Raw genomic sequence first — 19,433 nt, 5'->3', positions numbered from 1 at the left:
GACGATGATGATGTCAGGAAGCGTAAGCAAATAAGATGCCGCACCGGGCGGTGCGGCTGGGGATCATCAGGCAAGTGTACTGATACGCGCCAACTGCTCGAAATAGTCCGGGAAGGTTTTCGCGGTGCATTTCGGATCAAGAATGGTGACTGGCGTATCCGACAGCGCCACCAGCGAGAAACACATCGCCATGCGGTGGTCGTTATAGGTGCCAATTTCCGCAGCCTGCAGCTGTGCCGGTGGCGTTACGCGAATGTAGTCCTCGCCCTCTTCCACCTCGGCTCCTACTTTACGCAGCTCAGTGGCCATCGCGAACAGGCGATCGGTCTCTTTCACGCGCCAGTTGTAAATGTTGCGCATCGTGGTCGTGCCTTTGGCAAACAGTGCCGCAGTGGCAATGGTCATCGCCGCATCGGGGATATGATTCATGTCCATATCGATAGCGTTCAGTTCACCACGGGTACAGGAGATGAAGTCATCGCCCCAGGTGACCATTGCGCCCATCTTCTCCAGCACATCGGCAAAGCGAATATCGCCCTGCACGCTGTTGCGGCCAATACCGGTCACTTTGACGGTACCGCCCTTAATGGCGCCTGCGGCGAGGAAGTAAGAGGCCGATGAGGCATCGCCTTCCACCAGGTAATGACCCGGCGTCTGGTACTGCTGCCCGCCGCGCACCACGAAACGCTGGTAGCTGTGGTTTTCAACGTCCACACCGAAGGTCTTCATCAGATGCAGCGTGATATCGATATAAGGTTTGGAAACCAACTCACCTTTGATGGTGATGGTGGTGTTCTGCGGTGCCAGCGGTGCCGTCATCAGCAGCGCGGTGAGGAACTGGCTCGAGACGCTGCCGTCTACCGCCACGTCGCCACCGGTAAAGCCACCACGCAGGCGCAGCGGCGGATAGTTTTCCTGCTCCAGATAATCAATCTGCGCGCCGCCCTGACGCAGCGCGTCCACCAGATGGCCAATCGGACGCTCTTTCATGCGCGGTTCACCCGTCAGCACGATGTCGTTGCTACCCAGACACAGCGCCGCCGCCAGCGGGCGCATTGCCGTACCGGCATTTCCGAGGAACAATTCCAGCGCGTCAGCGGATTGCAGTGCCCCGGCATTGCCGGTGACTTCGCAGCGAGTGCGATCGGCAGACAGGGTATAGTGGACTCCCAACGCTTTCAGCGCATTGAGCATATGGCGAACGTCATCGCTGTCCAGCAGGTTAGTGAGAACAGTGGTGCCGTTTGCCAGCGCTGCCAGCAGCAAGGCGCGGTTCGAGACACTTTTTGAACCAGGCAGATTAATGGTGCCATCTACCCGCGCGATAGGTTGTAACGTCAGGGATTCCATGAAACTTAACTCTCAATTCAACATAATAAAAACCCCGCAGCCTGGCCGCGGGGTAAACAGGGTCACAATTAACCGTGGCGACGTTCGAAGTCAGTCATGAAGTCGGTCAGGGCCTTAACGCCTTCGAGCGGCATGGCGTTATAAATAGAAGCACGCATCCCGCCGACGACACGGTGGCCTTTCAGCGCGTGCAGGCCTGCGGCGAAGGACTCTTCCAGGAACAGTTTATCGAGATTGCTGTCGGCCAGCTGGAACGGGATATTCATGCGGGAACGGTTAGCTTTGGCGACGTCATTACGGTAGAAGTCGCTGCCGTCGATCACGCTATACAGCAGTTCAGATTTCTGCTGGTTGATCTTATCCATCTGCGCCACGCCGCCGTTGTTTCTCAGCCATTTAAAGACCAGGCCAGAGAGGTACCAGGCAAAAGTCGGCGGGGTGTTGAACATCGAGTCGTTATCGTTCAGCACGGTGTAATCCAGAATCGACGGGCAAGACTTGTGGGCTTTACCCAGTAAATCTTCACGCACGATCACCAGCGTCAGGCCTGCCGGGCCGATGTTTTTCTGTGCGCCGGCATAGATTACGCCGTAGCGGCTGATATCCAGCGGCGAAGAGAGAATGGTGGAGGAGAAGTCCGCTGTGACGACCACGTTTTCGCCAAAGTTTGGCTCTTCGTGGATGGCGATGCCGTCGATGGTCTCATTCGGGCAGTAGTGCAGGTAGGCTGCATCCTGGGAGAGCTGCCATTCGCTCATCGGCTTCACCGCACGTAAACCATCGACAGTAACTTTGGCATCGATGACGTTCGGGGAGCAGTATTTATGCGCTTCTTTTACTGCGCTTGCCGCCCAGTAGCCAGCGTCGACATAATCCGCAGTGGTTTTGTCACCCAGCAGGTTCAGTGGAATGCCCGCAAACTGACCGCGTCCGCCGCCGTGGCAGAATAATACTTTGTAATTTGAGGGGATATTCAGCAGGAAACGAAAATCTGCTTCTGCCTCTTCTGCCACCTCAATAAACGCTTTACCACGGTGGCTGACTTCCATCACTGACGTGCCCAGACCGTTCCAGTCACACAGCTCCTGTTGAGCCTGTTTGAGCACTTCCGCCGGTAACATTGCCGGACCTGAACTAAAATTAAAGACCTGAGCCATTTCCCCTCACCACGCTAAAAGCCATAAGTTATAACTGTGGATATCGGTTTTATCATTCAGTGACACGCGCCGCAATGTCTAAAACTTATGACCCTGGAAATGTGCCCGCCGTCACACAATAGATTCTGCCAGCGGGCTGTCACAAAACCGACAAAATCGCTGTCAGGTGATGCGTTTGGCCCGGCTAACCTTCGTCCATTCTGGATTCGTGCAGCGTGGGCATAATTGATGCGCCCCGGCCTGTAGAGTCTGAACATGACCACAACGCCGGCAGGCATAGTCTCCGACTTCCGGTATCGTCATAAAACGTTCCACAAATTCATCCGGCAAGATGCACAGACCGGGCTTAACCTGGTCATCATCGTAAAAGTAAACGCTTATCTGCCCATTGGTCTCCATAATGGCAAGTTTAACCTGCCCTAGCTGCTCGACGCTGCTGGCCCGCAGTTCCATAAAGAATTCAAACTCGGTCATGTTGGCACGCTGTACTTTTTCCCAGGCCAGCTTGCCATCTTCGACAATGGCGACCGGTTTTCCCTCCAGCAGATCTTCCAGCTTTTCACTTTTCGACATCAGCCACATTACCAGCCGGTAGAGCAACGCCAGGGTGACAAAAACAATGAAGACGGGAATCATCGGCACATCGTCATAAAACGCCACGTCACCTGCTGCCGATCCCAGTGTCAGAATGATTAACACTTCGAAGAGCGACATCTGACGCACGCCGCGCCGCCCGGTAATTTTGAGGAACAGGAAAACCAGTACAAAGGTATAAAGACTTCGCAGCGCAACCTCGCCTAAAAACTCAACGGGGACTTTATCAAAGGCCATTCGTTGAAGATCGAATGCTTTCATTTTTATATTCCTTTACAGTAAGTTACTCCATGTAAGCATAGCCCAGCCTTTTATTTTCGCCGAAACCGCCGGGAAGATAGCGCCTGCCATGCAAAACCCGTATCATTGCGCGCTTTCCGTACGATATAAGTGATCGCCATGACTCAAACGTTTATCCCCGGCAAAGACGCCGCCCTGGAAGATTCCATCGCTCGCTTCCAGCAAAAACTGACCGACCTGGGCTTTAATATCGAAGAAGCCTCCTGGCTCAACCCGGTCCCTCATGTCTGGTCTGTGCATATTCGCGATAAAGAGTGCGCGTTGTGCTTTACCAACGGCAAAGGTGCCACTAAAAAAGCAGCACTGGCCTCTGCACTGGGTGAGTATTTTGAGCGTCTGTCCACCAACTATTTCTTTGCCGATTTCTGGCTGGGCAATACCGTGGCGAATGGCCCGTTTGTTCACTACCCAAATGAAAAATGGTTCCCGCTGACCGAAGACGACGAACTGCCAGAAGGGATCCTCGACGATCGCCTGCGCGCGTTTTACGATCTGGAAAATCAGCTGACCGCCAGCATGCTGATCGATCTGCAGTCAGGTAACGAAGATCGCGGTATCTGCGCCCTGCCGTTTACCCGTCAGTCTGATGAACAAACCGTCTATATCCCGATGAACATCGTCGGCAACCTGTATGTCTCAAACGGCATGTCCGCCGGTAACACTCGCAACGAAGCGCGCGTTCAGGGCTTGTCCGAGGTGTTTGAGCGTCATATTAAAAACCGCATTATCGCAGAATCCATCAGCCTGCCGGAGATCCCGGCTGACGTGCTGGCCCGCTATCCGGGCGTGGTGGAGTCCATTGCCAAACTGGAAGCCGAAGGTTTCCCAATCTTTGCCTATGACGGCTCTCTGGGCGGTAAGTACCCGGTGATCTGCGTCGTGCTGTTCAACCCGGCGAACGGCACCTGCTTCGCCTCCTTCGGTGCACACCCGGACTTCGGCGTGGCGCTGGAGCGTACCGTCACCGAGCTGCTGCAGGGCCGTAGCCTGAAAGATCTGGACGTGTTTACCCCGCCGACCTTCGATGATGAGGAAGTGGCTGAGCACGCCAACCTGGAAACCCACTTCATCGACTCCAGCGGCTCGATCTCCTGGGATATGTTCAAGCAGGACGCGGATTATCCATTTGTTGACTGGAGCTTCGCTGGCACCACGGAAGAAGAGTTCGCTACCCTGATGGCGATCTTCACTGCCGAAAACCAGGAAGTGTACATCGCGGATTACGAGCACCTTGGCGTGTACGCCTGCCGTATTCTGGTTCCGGGCATGTCCGATATCTATCCGGTTGAAGACCTGTGGCTGGCGAACAACAGCATGGGCGCGCACCTGCGCGAAACCCTGCTGGCCCTGCCGGAGAGCGCGTGGGAGAAAGAGGACTATCTGAACCTTATTACCCAACTGGACGACGAAGGCCACGACGACTTTACCCGCGTGCGCGAGCTGCTGGGCCTGGCAACAGGCAAAGATAACGGCTGGTACACCCTGCGTATCGGTGAGCTGAAGGCGATGCTGGCGCTGGCAGGCGGCGATCTTGAGCAGGCGCTGATCTGGACCGAGTGGACCATTGAGTTCAACGCCTCGGTCTTCAGCGCAGAACGCGCGAACTACTATCGTTGTCTGCAGACGCTGCTGTTGCTGGCGCAGGAAGAAGATCGTGAGCCGCTGCAGTACCTGAACGCCTTTACCCGCATGTACGGTGCCGACGCGGTAGAGAATGCTAGTGCAGCCCTGAGCGGCGAAGCGCCATTCTACGGCCTGCAGGCAGTGGATAGTGATCTGAAAGCCTTCCCTGCTCACCAGTCGTTGCTGAAGGCCTATGAGAAATTGCAGAAGGCCAAAAGCGCTTACTGGGCTAAATAACGTTACATAGCATTACAAACAGTAGGCGTATACAATCACCTACGTTATATTACGGGGCAATTTTATTGCCCCGTTTTTTTTATTTCTGCGGCAAGAAATTTTAATTGTAATAATAAGGTTAAATAATGGTAGCTATGATATTGGCGACCTACCGGTTATTGTTACTTTTTATATTAAATACTCCATTATAATTAACTGCCCGGGAGAAGGTATTAAGAAAAAAATCAAATCATTTTATAACTTTTAAAATATATTTTTATACGGATAATCAAACACTTACACCGCATTCGCTGGAAAACCACGCACTTTGCGGGCCTATAAGCCAGGCGAGATATGATCTACATCAATTTCTCTTCTATAATGCTTTGTTAGTATCTCGTCGCCGACTTAATAAAGAGAGAGTTAGTGTGAAAGCTGACAACCCTTTTGATCTTTTACTCCCAGCCGCAATGGCAAAAGTTGCCGAAGAAGCGGGTGTCTATAAAGCAACGAAACAACCGATGACGACGTTCTTCCTGGCCATCACTGCCGGGGTGTTCATCTCCATTGCCTTTGTTTTCTATATCACCGCCACCACCGGTACTGCCGGGATGCCTTTCGGTATCGCTAAGCTTATCGGCGGCATCTGTTTCTCACTGGGTCTGATCCTTTGCGTAATTTGCGGCGCTGACCTCTTTACCTCAACGGTCCTTATCGTCGTCGCGAAAGCCAGCGGTAAGATAACCTGGGGTCAGCTGGCTAAAAACTGGCTCAACGTTTACGTTGGAAACCTGGTTGGCTGCCTGCTGTTTGTCCTGTTGATGTGGTTGTCAGGTGAATATATGACCGCCAACGGCGCATGGGGGCTTAACGTCCTGCAAACCGCCGACCACAAAGTACACCACACATTTATTGAAGCCGTTGCGCTTGGCATCCTCGCCAACCTGATGGTCTGCCTGGCCGTCTGGATGAGCTACTCAGGGCGCAGCCTGATGGACAAAGCCATGATCATGGTTCTGCCTGTCGCCATGTTCGTTGCCAGCGGCTTTGAACACAGTATTGCAAACATGTTTATGATCCCTCTGGGTATTGTAATCCGTGATTTTGCCAGCCCGGAGTTCTGGACCGCAGTCGGTTCCAGCCCGGAAAGTTTCTCTCACCTGACCGTTATGAACTTCATTACTGATAACCTGATCCCAGTCACAATCGGGAACATTATTGGCGGTGGTCTGCTGGTTGGGTTGACATACTGGGTCATTTACCTGCGTGGCGATAACCATCATTAATGGTTTTCTCAGGCAGTAAATAAAAAATCCACTTAAGAAGGTAGGTGTTACATGTCCGAACTTAATGAAAAGTTAGCCGCAGCATGGGAAGGTTTTGCCAAAGGTGATTGGCAGAATGAAGTCAACGTTCGTGACTTCATCCAGAAAAACTACACCCCATATGAAGGTGACGAATCCTTCCTGGCCGGTGCTACCGACGCAACCACTGCCCTGTGGGACAGCGTTATGGAAGGCGTTAAGCAGGAAAACCGCACTCACGCGCCTGTTGATTTCGACACCTCCATCGCGTCCACCATTACTTCTCACGACGCGGGTTATATCAACAAATCCCTCGAGAAGATTGTTGGTCTGCAAACTGAAGCACCACTGAAACGCGCGATTATCCCGTTCGGTGGTATCAAAATGGTAGAAGGTTCCTGCAAAGCGTACGATCGCGAGCTGGACCCAATGCTGAAGAAAATCTTCACTGAATACCGCAAAACCCACAACCAGGGTGTGTTTGACGTTTACACCAAAGACATCCTGAACTGCCGTAAATCAGGCGTCCTGACCGGTCTGCCAGATGCATATGGCCGTGGTCGTATCATCGGTGACTACCGTCGCGTTGCGCTGTACGGTATCGACTTCCTGCTGAAAGACAAATACGCACAGTTCCTGTCCCTGCAGTCCGATCTGGAAAATGGCGTTAACCTGGAAGCGACTATCCGACTGCGTGAAGAGATCTCCGAACAGCACCGTGCGCTGGGTCAGATCAAAGAGATGGCAGCGAAATACGGTTGCGATATCTCCGGTCCTGCGACCAACGCTCAGGAAGCTATCCAGTGGACTTACTTCGGTTACCTGGCAGCGGTTAAATCTCAGAACGGCGCAGCAATGTCCTTCGGTCGTGTATCCACCTTCCTGGATGCCTACATTGAACGTGACCTGAAAGCAGGCAAAATCACCGAACAAGACGCACAGGAAATGATTGACCACCTGGTCATGAAACTGCGTATGGTTCGCTTCCTGCGTACCCCTGAGTATGATGAGCTGTTCTCCGGTGACCCAATCTGGGCAACTGAATCTATCGGCGGTATGGGCGTAGATGGCCGTACTCTGGTGACTAAAAACAGCTTCCGCTTCCTGAACACCCTGTACACCATGGGGCCATCACCGGAGCCGAACATTACCGTTCTGTGGTCTGAAAAACTGCCACTGAACTTCAAAAAATATGCCGCTAAAGTATCCATCGACACCTCTTCTCTGCAGTACGAGAACGATGACCTGATGCGTCCAGACTTCAACAACGATGACTACGCGATTGCATGCTGCGTAAGCCCAATGGTTGTTGGTAAGCAAATGCAGTTCTTCGGTGCGCGTGCTAACCTCGCGAAAACCATGCTGTATGCAATCAACGGCGGCGTTGATGAAAAACTGAAAATGCAGGTTGGTCCTAAGTCTGAGCCGATCAAAGGCGACGTCCTGAACTTCGACGAAGTGATGGATCGTATGGATCACTTCATGGACTGGCTGGCTAAACAGTACGTCACCGCGCTGAACATCATCCACTACATGCACGACAAGTACAGCTACGAAGCCTCTCTGATGGCGCTGCACGACCGTGACGTTGTTCGCACCATGGCATGTGGTATCGCAGGTCTGTCCGTTGCGGCTGACTCCCTGTCTGCTATCAAATATGCGAAAGTTAAACCAATTCGTGACGAAGACGGCCTGGCTGTAGACTTCGAAATCGAAGGCGAATACCCGCAGTTTGGTAACAACGACGCTCGCGTTGATGACATGGCGGTTGACCTGGTTGAACGTTTCATGAAGAAAATTCAGAAACTGACCACCTACCGTAACGCTATCCCGACTCAGTCTGTTCTGACCATCACCTCTAACGTGGTTTATGGTAAGAAAACCGGTAACACCCCAGACGGTCGTCGTGCTGGCGCGCCATTCGGACCAGGTGCTAACCCAATGCACGGTCGTGACCAGAAAGGTGCTGTTGCCTCTCTGACCTCCGTTGCTAAACTGCCGTTTGCTTACGCGAAAGATGGTATCTCTTACACCTTCTCTATCGTGCCAAATGCGCTGGGTAAAGACGACGAAGTGCGTAAAACCAACCTCGCGGGTCTGATGGATGGTTACTTCCATCACGAAGCGTCCATCGAAGGTGGTCAACACCTGAACGTGAACGTCATGAACCGTGAAATGCTGCTCGATGCGATGGAACACCCTGAGAAATATCCTCAGCTGACCATCCGTGTTTCTGGTTACGCTGTGCGTTTCAACTCGCTGACTAAAGAACAGCAGAAAGACGTGATTACCCGTACTTTCACTCAGTCCATGTAAGTGGATTTGACTGAAATGGCGCCGTAAAACGCGTACAATAAAGGCTCCACACAAGTGGGGCCTTTTTAACACCTCCCCTACCTTAGTCTCTTTTGCCCGCTATCTATAATGAATGGATAACAGCCAAAACAGACTCGACACAGCCGATTGAGTTGTGCATATACACAGGCCCCGGACGGGCCGAATCTGGAGATATCACCGCAATGTCAACTATTGGTCGCATTCACTCCTTTGAGTCCTGTGGCACCGTCGATGGCCCGGGCATCCGCTTTATCACTTTCTTCCAGGGCTGCCTGATGCGCTGTCTGTACTGCCATAACCGCGACACCTGGGATACTCACGGTGGCAAAGAAGTTACTGTCGAAGAATTAATGAAAGAGGTAGTGACCTACCGCCACTTTATGAACGCCTCTGGTGGCGGTGTGACGGCTTCCGGCGGAGAGGCGATCCTGCAGGCCGAATTCGTTCGTGACTGGTTCCGCGCCTGCCATAAAGAGAGCATTCATACCTGTCTGGATACCAACGGCTTTGTCCGTCGCTACGATCCTGTGATTGATGAGCTGCTGGAAGTGACCGATCTGGTGATGCTGGACCTCAAGCAGATGAATGATGAGATCCATCAAAATCTGGTCGGCGTCTCTAACCACCGCACCCTCGAGTTTGCGAAATACATCTCCGCTAAAGGCATCAAAACCTGGATCCGTTACGTTGTGGTGCCGGGATGGTCAGATGACGATGACTCTGCACACCGCCTGGGTGAGTTCACACGCGATATGGGCAACGTTGAGAAAATTGAATTGCTGCCGTATCACGAGCTGGGCAAACATAAATGGGTGGCGATGGGCGAAGAGTACAAACTGGATGGCGTTAAGCCGCCGAAAAAAGAGACCATGGAACGCGTAAAAGGCATTCTGGAGCAGTACGGTCACAAGGTCATGTATTAACAAAACGCCCGGCTTTCACCGGGCGTTTTATTTATTAGTCAAAGACACCATTAATAATGGTGGTCACTATCGCCGTACTCAGCGCAATTAAGACCAGATCCTTTCCGACCACCCGCCATTCATACCCAGGATAAGAAGGTAATTGACCTAGCATTGATGCCGGAACGGCCTTTTTCGCGATGCCCGGAGGCAACGGTTTACCGCGCGCGAGGTTTTTAGCAATCCCCGGGGGCAGTGAATCATAACCCGTTAAGCCGTAATTCAACGCCAGATGCCGGGCGTGATCGTAACTGACGCGGGCATCGACATCGTCTTTTACGCTTTTATTCGATTTGCCTGAATTCTGGTGACCGTTATTTTGTTTATGGCCCTGATTACCGGCATTCCCCTTACCGGAATTGCCGTTACCATGATTGCCGCTATTACCTTGTCCGTTGCCGTGACCATTTCCGTTTCCTGGATTAGCCATAGCGGGTGCAGTTGCGAAGGTTAAAGACAATACTACTGCCAGCGCTGTAGTGGTAAAACGACGAGTAGACATGATCGCTGCCTTTTAGTGATAGAACGCTTCTGAATTATCGTCTGGCACAATAAACAAACAATGCGTAAAACTCTTATATGTGACAGAAGCAAAAAAGCCTGTCGGCGACAGGCTTTTATTTACTCAGGCATGCGCCACCGGCGTTGGATGTTCGCCCACTTTACGCAGCAGCATTAACAGATAAATAAATGACACGCTGGCGATCATGATAAACAGCAGATTGTCAGAATAGTTCTGCATCAGCATGGCGGTGAAGGTGGGTCCCAGCAAACTGCCGATGGTATAGCTCAGCAACAGCGCCTGGTTCATGGCCACCAGCTGATGATGCTCCACTTTCTCACAGGCCCAGGCCATTGCCACCGGATAGAGGGTAAAGCCCGCAGCACCGAGGATGAACAGTGCCGGCGCCATCGCGGCATTACTGAGCATGGCGAGACAACCCATGATCACCACAAAGACCTGAACGCGCAGCACCAACAGACGGCCAAAGCGGTCGGCAAGGCGACCAATCGGCCACTGCCCGACAATCCCGGCGCTGACCATCACCGCCATCCAGAAACCGATCCCGGAATCACTGACTCCCTGGTGGTTCAGATAGAGCGGCATGAGTCCATACAGCGAACCCAGTACAATCCCGGAGATAATGCAGCCATTTACTCCCAGACGCGCCTGACGCAATCTCAGCATCGGCCAGATGTGAGTTGCCTCCTGATGCTCGCTGCTCTGGTTCACAATACGCGTAAAGAGCAGCGGCAAAATGGCGGCCAGCACCATGCCGGTCACCCATGGCAGGACGCTCATCAGGTCAGTTGGCAGTTTGCTGACCATCAGTTGACCCAACACGGTTCCGATGTAATAGACCATCATATAGGCTGCCAGCAGACGCCCACGGTTGCGGGAGGTGCCACTGCACATCAGGGCACTCTCCACTACCACCCAGATCATGGCGCAGCCAACGCCCGCAATAAAGCGCCAGGCCATCCAGCTCCAGAATCCGACCATCAGCCCTAACCCGGCACAGCCAGCGGCAAAAATAAGCGATGCCAGATAATAGCTGCGGTTAAAACCAAAACGTTTAATCAGGCTTCCTGTCATCAGGGTGCCCAGCAGATTACCGGTAAAAAAGGACGAGCTGACCATACCCACCTGCCAGGTCGGTAAGTGTTCATGGGCGAGCCACAGCGGGACGAGCGTATTTAACACCGCGATCGCCAGGGTCAGCAAAAGGAGGCCACAGAGCAACAGGAGCACTGGCCGGGTATAGGTCGACATGGATTAAAAACCGTGAGGAAGTTCAGATTTCGTGCGCATCATGCCACTGGCAAAAACAAAGTCAATCCACCCGAAAGGGGCGCACGCACAATATGTACCTTGTCGATTGAAAAAACTCATCCTGCTAATGCAAAGTCAGCTATCGATATTAATTATGTATTTGTTTTTGTTTATTTAGATTAAAAATGAAAGCCAGGCGACAGTTGAAAAATTTCATGATTGAAAAAAGAAAAGCCGGGCACTAAGTCCCGGCTTTATATAACAATAATCAGCGTTAACTGGCGATAGCCATGCCAACGGTCATATGCAGACCGTAAAATACCCCGCGGCCAATCAATTCTCCTGCCAACACCAGCAAAAATGCCAGCGACAATAACGGGAGCGCAGGCTGATAGCCTTTCAGCTGAGGCACAATCCAGCACACCAGCGCCACTGCCAGCAGCGCCACCCGCCAGGCCATCAGCGAACCATAATCGGGCACCAGAGTTGAGGCCTGCTGAATGGAGCTGTGGATCGTCGCCAGTTCCGCGCCCTGGAGCAGCGCAACGATCGTACTGACCGCCAGCGCCAACAGCGACACGGCAGGCAGTAAACGCATGGCCCAGCCATCGACGCTTGCTACGCGCAGGAGCAGGAAGCCGAGCAGCGGGCCCCCGATAAACAGGGTCAGGAAGAAGCTCATTGGCGTCCAGACGCTGTACCAGGTGGGGACCGTGTCGATGGTGTTATAGACCCGCACCATCATCCAGACAAACACGACACCCAGCACCATGGTCACGATCAGCCAAAGATTGCGTAATCCTGTCGGCAGTTTTTTCAACGCCGCCAGCAGCCAGCCCAGCCCACCGACAGCAAAGAAGAGCGCCCCGCTGGCGATTTCGTTGCTGAGCGAAGAGGCGCCCACACGATTCAGGGAATTGAATGCGCGCATTGGCGACCCGAGGTGCAGCGTGGAGGCGATAAACCCGATCCCCATCAGCACCCACAGACCAAACATGCTCATTACCAGCCGGTGCTGTTGCTCCCTGTTCAGATTGCCGTTTAACAACGCCACGGCGAGCACGATAAACCCGCCCGCCACACACTGTCCAAAGACCGTAAAAATCATCAACGGCCATTCATGCCATCCGTTTCCCATCTCACACCTCCTGCGGATTAGCCAGATAGCCGGTGGTATCACCCGTGGGTCGGCTGTTGGCATTGGGTTTAATGACGATAGACGGCTTCGTGAAGTGCGCCGACGGCAGCGGCGCGACAGCGGCCAGTTTGCCGTGTTTCTTGCGCAGCTCTTCAATCGGGCCGAAGTCCAGCGCCCGCAGCGGGCAGGACTCGACACAAATCGGCTTCTGGCCCTCCGCCACCCGCTCATGGCAGCCGTCGCACTTGGTCATATGGCCTTTGGCGGCGTTGTACTGCGGGGCACCGTACGGGCAGGCCATGTGGCAGTAGCGGCAGCCGATGCAGACATCCTCATCCACCACCACAAAGCCGTCTTCGCGCTTGTGCATCGCCCCGCTGGGGCAGACTTTGGTGCAGGCCGGGTCCTCGCAGTGGTTGCAGGAGATGGACAGATAGTAGGCGAAGACGTTCTGGTGCCAGACGCCGTTGTCCTCCTGCCAGTCGCCGCCCGCGTACTCGTAGATGCGACGGAAGCTGACATCCGGGGTGAGATCCTTGTAATCCTTGCACGCCAGCTCGCAGGTTTTGCACCCGGTGCAGCGGCTGGAATCAATAAAAAATCCATACTGAGTGGTCATCGGCTACTCCTTACGCCTTTTCAACCTGAACCAGGTTACTGTGGGACGGGTTGCCTTTCGCCAGCGGCGACGGGCGTTGGGTGGTCAGCACGTTAATGCAGCCCGCCTGATCGACACGGTTCGCATCCGGGTTGTACCAGGCCCCCTCGCCTAACGCCACCACGCCCGGCAGAATGCGCGGCGTGACTTTGGCTTCGATATGCACTTCACCGCGGCTGTTGAAAATACGGATACGGTCCCCGTTGGCGATGCCACGTTTGTGTGCATCAACCGGGTTGATCCACATCTCCTGGCGGCAGGCAGCCTTCAGCACGTCCACGTTGCCGTAGGTCGAGTGAGTACGCGCCTTATAGTGGAAACCTGTCAGCTGAAGCGGATAGTCTTTGCTTTGCGGATCATCGTAGTTCTCAAAGCCCGGGCTGTAGACCGGAAGCGGATCGATGACGTCCCCTTTTTCCAGCTCCCACGTCGCTGCAATCTCCGCCAGCTGCGCCGAGTAAATTTCAATTTTGCCGGACGGCGTGGTCAACGGGTTAGCTACTGGATCTTCACGGAACGCTTTATAGGCCACGTGATGCCCTTCCGGATCGCGCTGTTTGAACATGCCCGCCTTGCGGAACTCGTCAAACGGCAGGAGATCAGGGATAGCCTTGCGTGACTGCTCGTAAAGATGACGCATCCAGCCTTCCTGGGTGCGGCCTTCGGTGAACTTTTCCTCAACGCCCATTCGCTTCGCGATCTGCGTCGTCATCTCATAGATGGTTTTGCATTCAAAGCGCGGCTTGATTGCCTGGTCGGCAAAAATCACGTACGACATATTGCCGCAGGAGGCATCCAGCGCGAAGTCCATCTGTTCTGAAGCAGTGCAATCCGGCAGCAGAATATCGGCGTACTTCGCCGAAGAGGTCATATGGCAATCCACCACCACTATCAGCTCGCACTTTTTGTCGTCCTGCAGGATTTCGTGGGTGCGGTTGATTTGTGAATGCTGGTTGATCAGACAGTTACCGGCGTAGTTCCAGATCATCTTGATCGGCACGTCCAGCTTGTCTTTGCCGCGCACGCCGTCGCGGGTGGCGGTCATTGCCGGACCGCGCTCAATGGCGTCGGTCCACATAAACATGGAAATGCTGGTCTTGACCGGATTCTCCAGGGTTGGCATGCGTTCGAAAGGCAGGGAGTAGGAGCCTTCGCGCGCGCCTGAGTTACCGCCGTGGATGCCCACATTGCCGGTCAGAATCGCCAGCATGGAGATAGCGCGGGACACCAGCTCACCGTTGGCGTGGCGCTGAGGCCCCCAGCCCTGCGAAATAAACGCCGGCTTAGCGCCCGCAATTTCACGCGCCAGTTTCACAATGCGCGCCTGCGGAATGCCGGTAATGGCAGATGCCCATTCAGGCGTCTTGGCAATGCCGTCGCTGCCCTGCCCCAGAATGTAGGCCTTGTAATGCCCGTTGGCTGGTGCGCCTTCTGGTAACGTTTTTTCGTCGTAGCCGACACAATATTTATCGAGGAAAGGCTGGTCGACGAGGTTTTCATTGATCATCACCCACGCCAGGGCGGAGATTAGCGCCGCATCGGTTCCCGGACGAATCGGGATCCATTCATCTTCGCGGCCCGCCCCGGTATCGGTGTAGCGCGGATCGATGATGATCATTTTGGCATTCGATTTTTCGCGCGCCTGCTCAACGTAATAAGTCACGCCGCCGCCGCTCATACGCGTTTCGCCCGGGTTGTTGCCGAACAGCACCACCAACTGGCTATTTTCGATATCGGACGGGCTATTGCCATCCGCCCAGCCGCCGTAGGTGTAGTTTAGCCCTGCCGCGATCTGCGCGGTAGAGTAGTCGCCATAGTGATTAAGATAGCCGCCACAGCAGTTCATCAGACGGGCGATGAGGGTTTTGCCCGGCGGCCAGGAGCGGGTCAGGGTTCCGCCGAGGGTACCGGTGCCGTAGTTAAGATAGATGGACTCGTTGCCGTAATCCTTTATCAGACGCTGCATATTACTGGCAATGGTGTCGAAGGCTTCGTCCCAACTGATGCGCTCGAATTTACCCTCCCCACGCTTACCTACCCGCTTCATTGGGTATTTCAGGCGATCCGGGTTATAAACACGGCGGCGCATGGAACGGCCTCGCAGGCAGGCGCGCACCTGGTGTAACCCGTCGTAGTTATCATCCCCGGTATTGTCAGTCTCGACGTATTTGATCTCACCGTCGACCACATGCATTCGCAACGGGCAGCGACTGCCGCAGTTCACCGTACATGCGCTCCAGACTACCTTTTCATCCGGCTTTTTGGCTGTTACGGATTCAGCCGCCGAGGCCAGGCGTGAAAAAGGCAAAGTAAATGCGCTACTGGCAACGGCCAGGCCGCCAATCGCGGTGGTTTTCATCAGCCCGCGACGGCTCACCTCAGCAGCCAGTAAGGCATCAGGCGTTTTTATTTTCATAGACTCTCACTTTGATTGCTCACAAAATTCCATGTGCAACAGCAACCGCTATATAGTTATTTATATAAGGAGTGATTGCGTTAGCAGCGGTTTATGCTAACCAACTGCCGGGAGAGTATTACCCCTTTAGAGGGAGTGGGTATTGCCTGATGTCAAAAGCGGGGCATAAAAAAAGCGCCCGCAGGCGCTTTTTTACATTTTGGCAATTAGCCGATGAACTGCTGGCCTTTCATGTAAGGGCGCAGAACTTCGGGAATTTCGATACGTCCGTCAGCCTGCTGGTAGTTTTCCAGCACCGCCACCAGGGTACGGCCCACTGCCAGGCCGGAGCCGTTCAGGGTATGTACCAGACGGGTTTTCTTGTCGGACTTACTGCGGCAACGTGCCTGCATACGACGCGCCTGGAAATCGCCAACGTTGGAGCAGGAGGAGATTTCACGATAGGTACCCTGCGCCGGAACCCACACTTCCAGATCGAAGGTTTTGCAGGCACCAAAGCCCATGTCACCGGTGCACAGCGCCATGCGGCGATACGGCAGACCCAGCAACTCCAGCACTTTTTCTGCGTGGCCGGTCATCTCTTCCAGCGCCTCCATGGAGGTTTCTGGACGTACGATCTGCACCATCTCAACTTTGTCGAACTGGTGCATACGGATCAGACCACGGGTATCACGACCATAAGAACCTGCTTCAGAACGGAAGCACGGAGAGTGTGCAGTCAGTTTGATCGGCAGATCGTCTTCGTCGATGATCTCATCACGCACGAGGTTGGTCAGCGGCACTTCTGCGGTTGGGATCAGCGCGTAGTTGCTGCTGTCTGCCTCTTCGTCCAGCGGACGGGTGTGGAACAGATCGCCGGCAAATTTCGGCAGTTGCCCGGTACCGTACAACGTATCGTGGTTGACCAGATACGGGACGTAGGTTTCGCTGTAGCCATGTTGCTCAGTGTGCAGATCCAGCATGAACTGCGCCAGCGCACGGTGCAGATGGGCAATTTGGCCCTTCATGACCACAAAACGGGAACCGGTCAGCTTAACGGCCGCGGCAAAATCCAGCCCCGCGTGCATTTCGCCCAGCGTAACGTGATCGCGAACTTCGAAATCGAATTCGCGTGGGGTGCCCCAGCGTTTCACTTCGACGTTGTCATTTTCGTCTTTGCCGACAGGTACGCTGTCGTCAGGGGTATTCGGGATTGCCAGGGCAATATCACGAATCTCAGCCTGAAGAACGTCCAGTTCGGCTTTCGCCTGATCCAGTTCTTCACCGAGTTTGTTCACTTCCAGGCGTAATGGCTCAATGTCTTCCCCGCGCGCTTTCGCCTGGCCGATGGATTTCGATCGAGAGTTACGCTCTGCCTGCAAGTTTTCAGTTTGAACCTGCAGAACTTTACGACGCTCTTCAAGAGCGCGCAGCTTATCTACATCCAGTTTAAAGCCCCGGCGTGCCAGTTTTTCAGCGACTGCGTCTGGCTCGTTACGCAGCAGATTGGGATCGAGCATGCTTATCCTGTGCTTATCGAATTAAAAAATAGGAGGAAATGACCGCAGCCTGCGGTCACTGAAGTTTCCCGTCAACCTTACCGCAACGATCGTTCTAACGGTAGCGTTTTATAAGGCTATTTTGATCCTGTCCGGCAAGCCAGGTGAGCTTTTCGCCAATCTTGCCCTCAAGACCTCTGTTTGTCGGGCGATAATAGCGTGTTTGTGCCATCTCCTGCGGGAAATACTCCTCCCCGGCAGCGTATGCGTTCGGCTCATCGTGGGCATAACGATAGGCCTGGCCGTAGCCCATCTCTTTCATCAGTTTGGTCGGGGCATTACGCAGGTGGACAGGGACATCGTAGTCAGGGCGCTCACGTGCATCAGACATCGCGGCTTTGAACGCGGTATACACGGCATTGCTTTTCGGGGCACAGGCCAGATAGACAATCGCCTGGGCAATGGCGCGTTCGCCTTCAGCAGGCCCGACGCGGGTGAAGCAGTCCCAGGCTGAGAGTGCCACCTGCATGGCGCGTGGATCGGCGTTACCGACATCTTCCGAAGCAATCGCCAGGCAGCGACGGGCAACGTACAACGGATCGCCCCCCGCAGTGATAATGCGCGCATACCAGTAGAGCGCAGCATCGGGTGCACTGCCGCGCACCGATTTATGCAGCGCCGAGATCAGATCGTAAAAACGGTCGCCTTTGTTATCAAAGCGCGCGCTGCGTTCCCCGGCGATTTCGGTCAGCAGAGCCGGAAGCAGCACCCGCTTGCCGCTGTCGTCGGCTTCGGTCATATCGGTCATCATTTCCAGGGTATTCAACGCCCGACGCGCATCGCCATTGACCAGCTCGGCAATCGCATGACGGGTATCGTCTGGCAGTACGATATCCTGCCCGCCGTAGCCCCGGTCCTTGTCTTCCATCGCCTGCGTCAGCACCTGCTCAATATCTTCGGTGGTTAACGATTTCAGCAGATAGACGCGAGCACGGGACAGCAGTGCGGAATTGAGTTCAAACGAAGGGTTTTCCGTGGTCGCACCGATAAACGTGATGGTGCCGTCTTCGATATGCGGCAGGAAGGCGTCCTGCTGACTCTTGTTGAAGCGGTGAACTTCATCGACAAACAGGATCGTGCGGCGACCGGCATTACGGCTCTGCCGTGCACGCTCAATGGCTTCGCGGATCTCTTTCACCCCTGAGGTGACGGCCGAAATACGCTCGACGTCGGCGTCGGCGTAACGGGCAATGACCTCTGCCAGCGTTGTTTTACCCGTACCCGGTGGCCCCCAGAGGATCATCGAGTGCAGATGCCCGGCCTCAATGGCGCGCGGCAGGGGTTTGCCCGCAGCCAGCAGATGCTGCTGGCCGATATACTGCGCTAAATTTTCTGGCCGCATACGGGCGGCCAGAGGTTGAAACGCATTATCTGAAAAATCGAGCGACAGGTTGCTCACGCACGCCTCTTACTTATTACGTTGGTCATCCACCGTCACGCCCTTCGGCGGGGTAAAGGTGAATTTAGATGCATCAACCGCCCCGTTCTGCTGGGATTTCAGCTGATAGCTGCTGCGCTGATCGTCCTGCTCAACGGCGCTGAACTGATTGATGGTGCCATTATTGCTGACGTTAATGGTGAACTGCTTCAGGTTGCCGTTACTGCCTTTCGGCGTCAGCACAAACTCATCACCGTTCTGTTTAATGTTGTACTGCTGCCAGTCGCTGGTCTGGTTACGGGCGATCAGCATAAACGGCGTATTGCTGGTGGCATCTTTCAGCCAGGTCGCCGTGGCCTGCTCAACAAACGGGTTGAAGAACCACAGGGTCTTGCCGTCGGAAACCAGGATGCTCTCATCCGGTTGCGTCATGTGCCAGTTGAACAGATTGGGACGTTTCACCCACAGGTCACCCTGACCTTCCTGCACCGCATTGCCGCTGCCGTCAGTCACTTTCTGGGTGAAGCTGGCGTGGAAGCTGCTGACTTTATCCAGGCGGCTTTTCAGGTCGCTGGCGGCATCTGCCCAGACGCTGCTGGCCACGAAGCTGGTCAATAATGCACAGGTGATTGCAATTTTTTTCATTGGTCGTCCTTACAAAGCGTCATCCCGAAAATGGGGGTTTTCT

General features: G+C 54.2%; 15 protein-coding genes. 4 read left to right on the top strand and 11 right to left on the bottom strand.

The window, feature by feature from the left end; genetic code table 11:
- Window positions 1-66: 66 nt before the first annotated feature.
- The 3 genes from aroA to ACF8PE_RS07885 form a co-directional block, all read right to left on the bottom strand.
- Window positions 67-1,350 (bottom strand): 3-phosphoshikimate 1-carboxyvinyltransferase, encoded by a 1,284-nt coding sequence (gene aroA / locus ACF8PE_RS07895; protein ID WP_077227505.1) that lies wholly within the window; start codon window positions 1,348-1,350, stop codon window positions 67-69.
- A 68-nt stretch (window positions 1,351-1,418) separates the two neighbouring features.
- Window positions 1,419-2,507, bottom strand: coding sequence for a 3-phosphoserine/phosphohydroxythreonine transaminase (gene serC, locus ACF8PE_RS07890; RefSeq protein WP_059308372.1), 1,089 nt, complete (start codon window positions 2,505-2,507; stop codon window positions 1,419-1,421).
- A gap of 162 nt (window positions 2,508-2,669) precedes the next feature.
- Window positions 2,670-3,362: a DUF421 domain-containing protein gene (locus tag ACF8PE_RS07885; RefSeq protein WP_059308373.1), complete on the bottom strand. Its 693-nt coding sequence runs from the start codon at window positions 3,360-3,362 to the stop codon at window positions 2,670-2,672.
- Window positions 3,363-3,500: 138 nt separating this feature from the next.
- Here ACF8PE_RS07885 and ycaO point away from each other — a divergent pair, with 138 nt between their 5' ends.
- From ycaO to pflA, 4 genes are all read left to right on the top strand, one after another.
- Window positions 3,501-5,261: a 30S ribosomal protein S12 methylthiotransferase accessory factor YcaO gene (gene ycaO, locus ACF8PE_RS07880; RefSeq protein WP_392494749.1), complete on the top strand. Its 1,761-nt coding sequence runs from the start codon at window positions 3,501-3,503 to the stop codon at window positions 5,259-5,261.
- Between the two features lie 407 nt (window positions 5,262-5,668).
- Window positions 5,669-6,526, top strand: coding sequence for a formate transporter FocA (focA, locus tag ACF8PE_RS07875; protein ID WP_032617351.1), 858 nt, complete (start codon window positions 5,669-5,671; stop codon window positions 6,524-6,526).
- Window positions 6,527-6,577: 51 nt separating this feature from the next.
- Window positions 6,578-8,860, top strand: coding sequence for a formate C-acetyltransferase (pflB, locus tag ACF8PE_RS07870; RefSeq protein WP_032617350.1), 2,283 nt, complete (start codon window positions 6,578-6,580; stop codon window positions 8,858-8,860).
- 203 nt (window positions 8,861-9,063) lie between these two features.
- Window positions 9,064-9,804, top strand: a complete 741-nt coding sequence (gene pflA / locus ACF8PE_RS07865; protein WP_032617349.1) for a pyruvate formate lyase 1-activating protein — start codon at window positions 9,064-9,066, stop codon at window positions 9,802-9,804.
- Window positions 9,805-9,838: 34 nt separating this feature from the next.
- Here the strand turns inward: pflA and ACF8PE_RS07860 are convergent, their stop codons facing one another.
- The 8 genes from ACF8PE_RS07860 to lolA form a co-directional block, all read right to left on the bottom strand.
- Window positions 9,839-10,345 (bottom strand): anti-virulence regulator CigR family protein, encoded by a 507-nt coding sequence (locus ACF8PE_RS07860; protein ID WP_059308375.1) that lies wholly within the window; start codon window positions 10,343-10,345, stop codon window positions 9,839-9,841.
- A 123-nt stretch (window positions 10,346-10,468) separates the two neighbouring features.
- Window positions 10,469-11,617 carry an MFS transporter gene (locus tag ACF8PE_RS07855; protein WP_032617345.1) on the bottom strand — a complete coding sequence of 383 codons (1,149 nt, stop codon included), beginning with the start codon at window positions 11,615-11,617 and terminating at the stop codon, window positions 10,469-10,471.
- 274 nt (window positions 11,618-11,891) lie between these two features.
- The gene (locus tag ACF8PE_RS07850; protein WP_059308376.1) at window positions 11,892-12,755 is read right to left on the bottom strand and encodes a dimethyl sulfoxide reductase anchor subunit family protein; all 864 of its coding nucleotides are present in this window, start codon (window positions 12,753-12,755) and stop codon (window positions 11,892-11,894) included.
- Between the two features lies 1 nt (window position 12,756).
- Window positions 12,757-13,374 (bottom strand): DMSO/selenate family reductase complex B subunit, encoded by a 618-nt coding sequence (locus ACF8PE_RS07845; RefSeq protein WP_059307999.1) that lies wholly within the window; start codon window positions 13,372-13,374, stop codon window positions 12,757-12,759.
- Window positions 13,375-13,384: 10 nt separating this feature from the next.
- Complete coding sequence (dmsA, locus tag ACF8PE_RS07840) at window positions 13,385-15,829, bottom strand: dimethylsulfoxide reductase subunit A (protein ID WP_059308377.1); 2,445 nt, start codon at window positions 15,827-15,829, stop codon at window positions 13,385-13,387.
- 206 nt (window positions 15,830-16,035) lie between these two features.
- Window positions 16,036-17,328: a serine--tRNA ligase gene (gene serS, locus ACF8PE_RS07835; protein WP_103791999.1), complete on the bottom strand. Its 1,293-nt coding sequence runs from the start codon at window positions 17,326-17,328 to the stop codon at window positions 16,036-16,038.
- Between the two features lie 94 nt (window positions 17,329-17,422).
- A complete protein-coding gene (rarA, locus tag ACF8PE_RS07830) occupies window positions 17,423-18,766 on the bottom strand; it encodes a replication-associated recombination protein RarA (protein ID WP_392494748.1) in 1,344 nt (447 codons plus the stop codon).
- Between the two features lie 9 nt (window positions 18,767-18,775).
- A complete protein-coding gene (gene lolA, locus ACF8PE_RS07825; RefSeq protein WP_032617339.1) occupies window positions 18,776-19,390 on the bottom strand; it encodes an outer membrane lipoprotein chaperone LolA in 615 nt (204 codons plus the stop codon).
- Window positions 19,391-19,433 lie beyond the last annotated feature (43 nt).

This window comes from Leclercia sp. GLN_9, from assembly GCF_043105735.1.
In the GTDB taxonomy this organism is placed as follows: Bacteria; Pseudomonadota; Gammaproteobacteria; order Enterobacterales; family Enterobacteriaceae; genus Enterobacter; species Enterobacter adecarboxylatus.
The sequence above is the reverse complement of the archived record's forward strand: the minus strand, read 5'-3'. Positions and strand labels throughout refer to the sequence as shown.

Bases quoted from the DNA above. Each gene is read 5' to 3' on its own strand.
- aroA (WP_077227505.1), bottom strand. From the start codon at position 1,350: ATGGAATCCCTGACGTTACAACCTATCGCGCGGGTAGATGGCACCATT.
- serC (WP_059308372.1), bottom strand. From the start codon at position 2,507: ATGGCTCAGGTCTTTAATTTTAGTTCAGGTCCGGCAATGTTACCGGCG.
- ACF8PE_RS07885 (WP_059308373.1), bottom strand. From the start codon at position 3,362: ATGAAAGCATTCGATCTTCAACGAATGGCCTTTGATAAAGTCCCCGTT.
- ycaO (WP_392494749.1), top strand. From the start codon at position 3,501: ATGACTCAAACGTTTATCCCCGGCAAAGACGCCGCCCTGGAAGATTCC.
- pflB (WP_032617350.1), top strand. From the start codon at position 6,578: ATGTCCGAACTTAATGAAAAGTTAGCCGCAGCATGGGAAGGTTTTGCC.
- pflA (WP_032617349.1), top strand. From the start codon at position 9,064: ATGTCAACTATTGGTCGCATTCACTCCTTTGAGTCCTGTGGCACCGTC.
- ACF8PE_RS07860 (WP_059308375.1), bottom strand. From the start codon at position 10,345: ATGTCTACTCGTCGTTTTACCACTACAGCGCTGGCAGTAGTATTGTCT.
- ACF8PE_RS07855 (WP_032617345.1), bottom strand. From the start codon at position 11,617: ATGTCGACCTATACCCGGCCAGTGCTCCTGTTGCTCTGTGGCCTCCTT.
- ACF8PE_RS07850 (WP_059308376.1), bottom strand. From the start codon at position 12,755: ATGGGAAACGGATGGCATGAATGGCCGTTGATGATTTTTACGGTCTTT.
- ACF8PE_RS07845 (WP_059307999.1), bottom strand. From the start codon at position 13,374: ATGACCACTCAGTATGGATTTTTTATTGATTCCAGCCGCTGCACCGGG.
- dmsA (WP_059308377.1), bottom strand. From the start codon at position 15,829: ATGAAAATAAAAACGCCTGATGCCTTACTGGCTGCTGAGGTGAGCCGT.
- serS (WP_103791999.1), bottom strand. From the start codon at position 17,328: ATGCTCGATCCCAATCTGCTGCGTAACGAGCCAGACGCAGTCGCTGAA.
- lolA (WP_032617339.1), bottom strand. From the start codon at position 19,390: ATGAAAAAAATTGCAATCACCTGTGCATTATTGACCAGCTTCGTGGCC.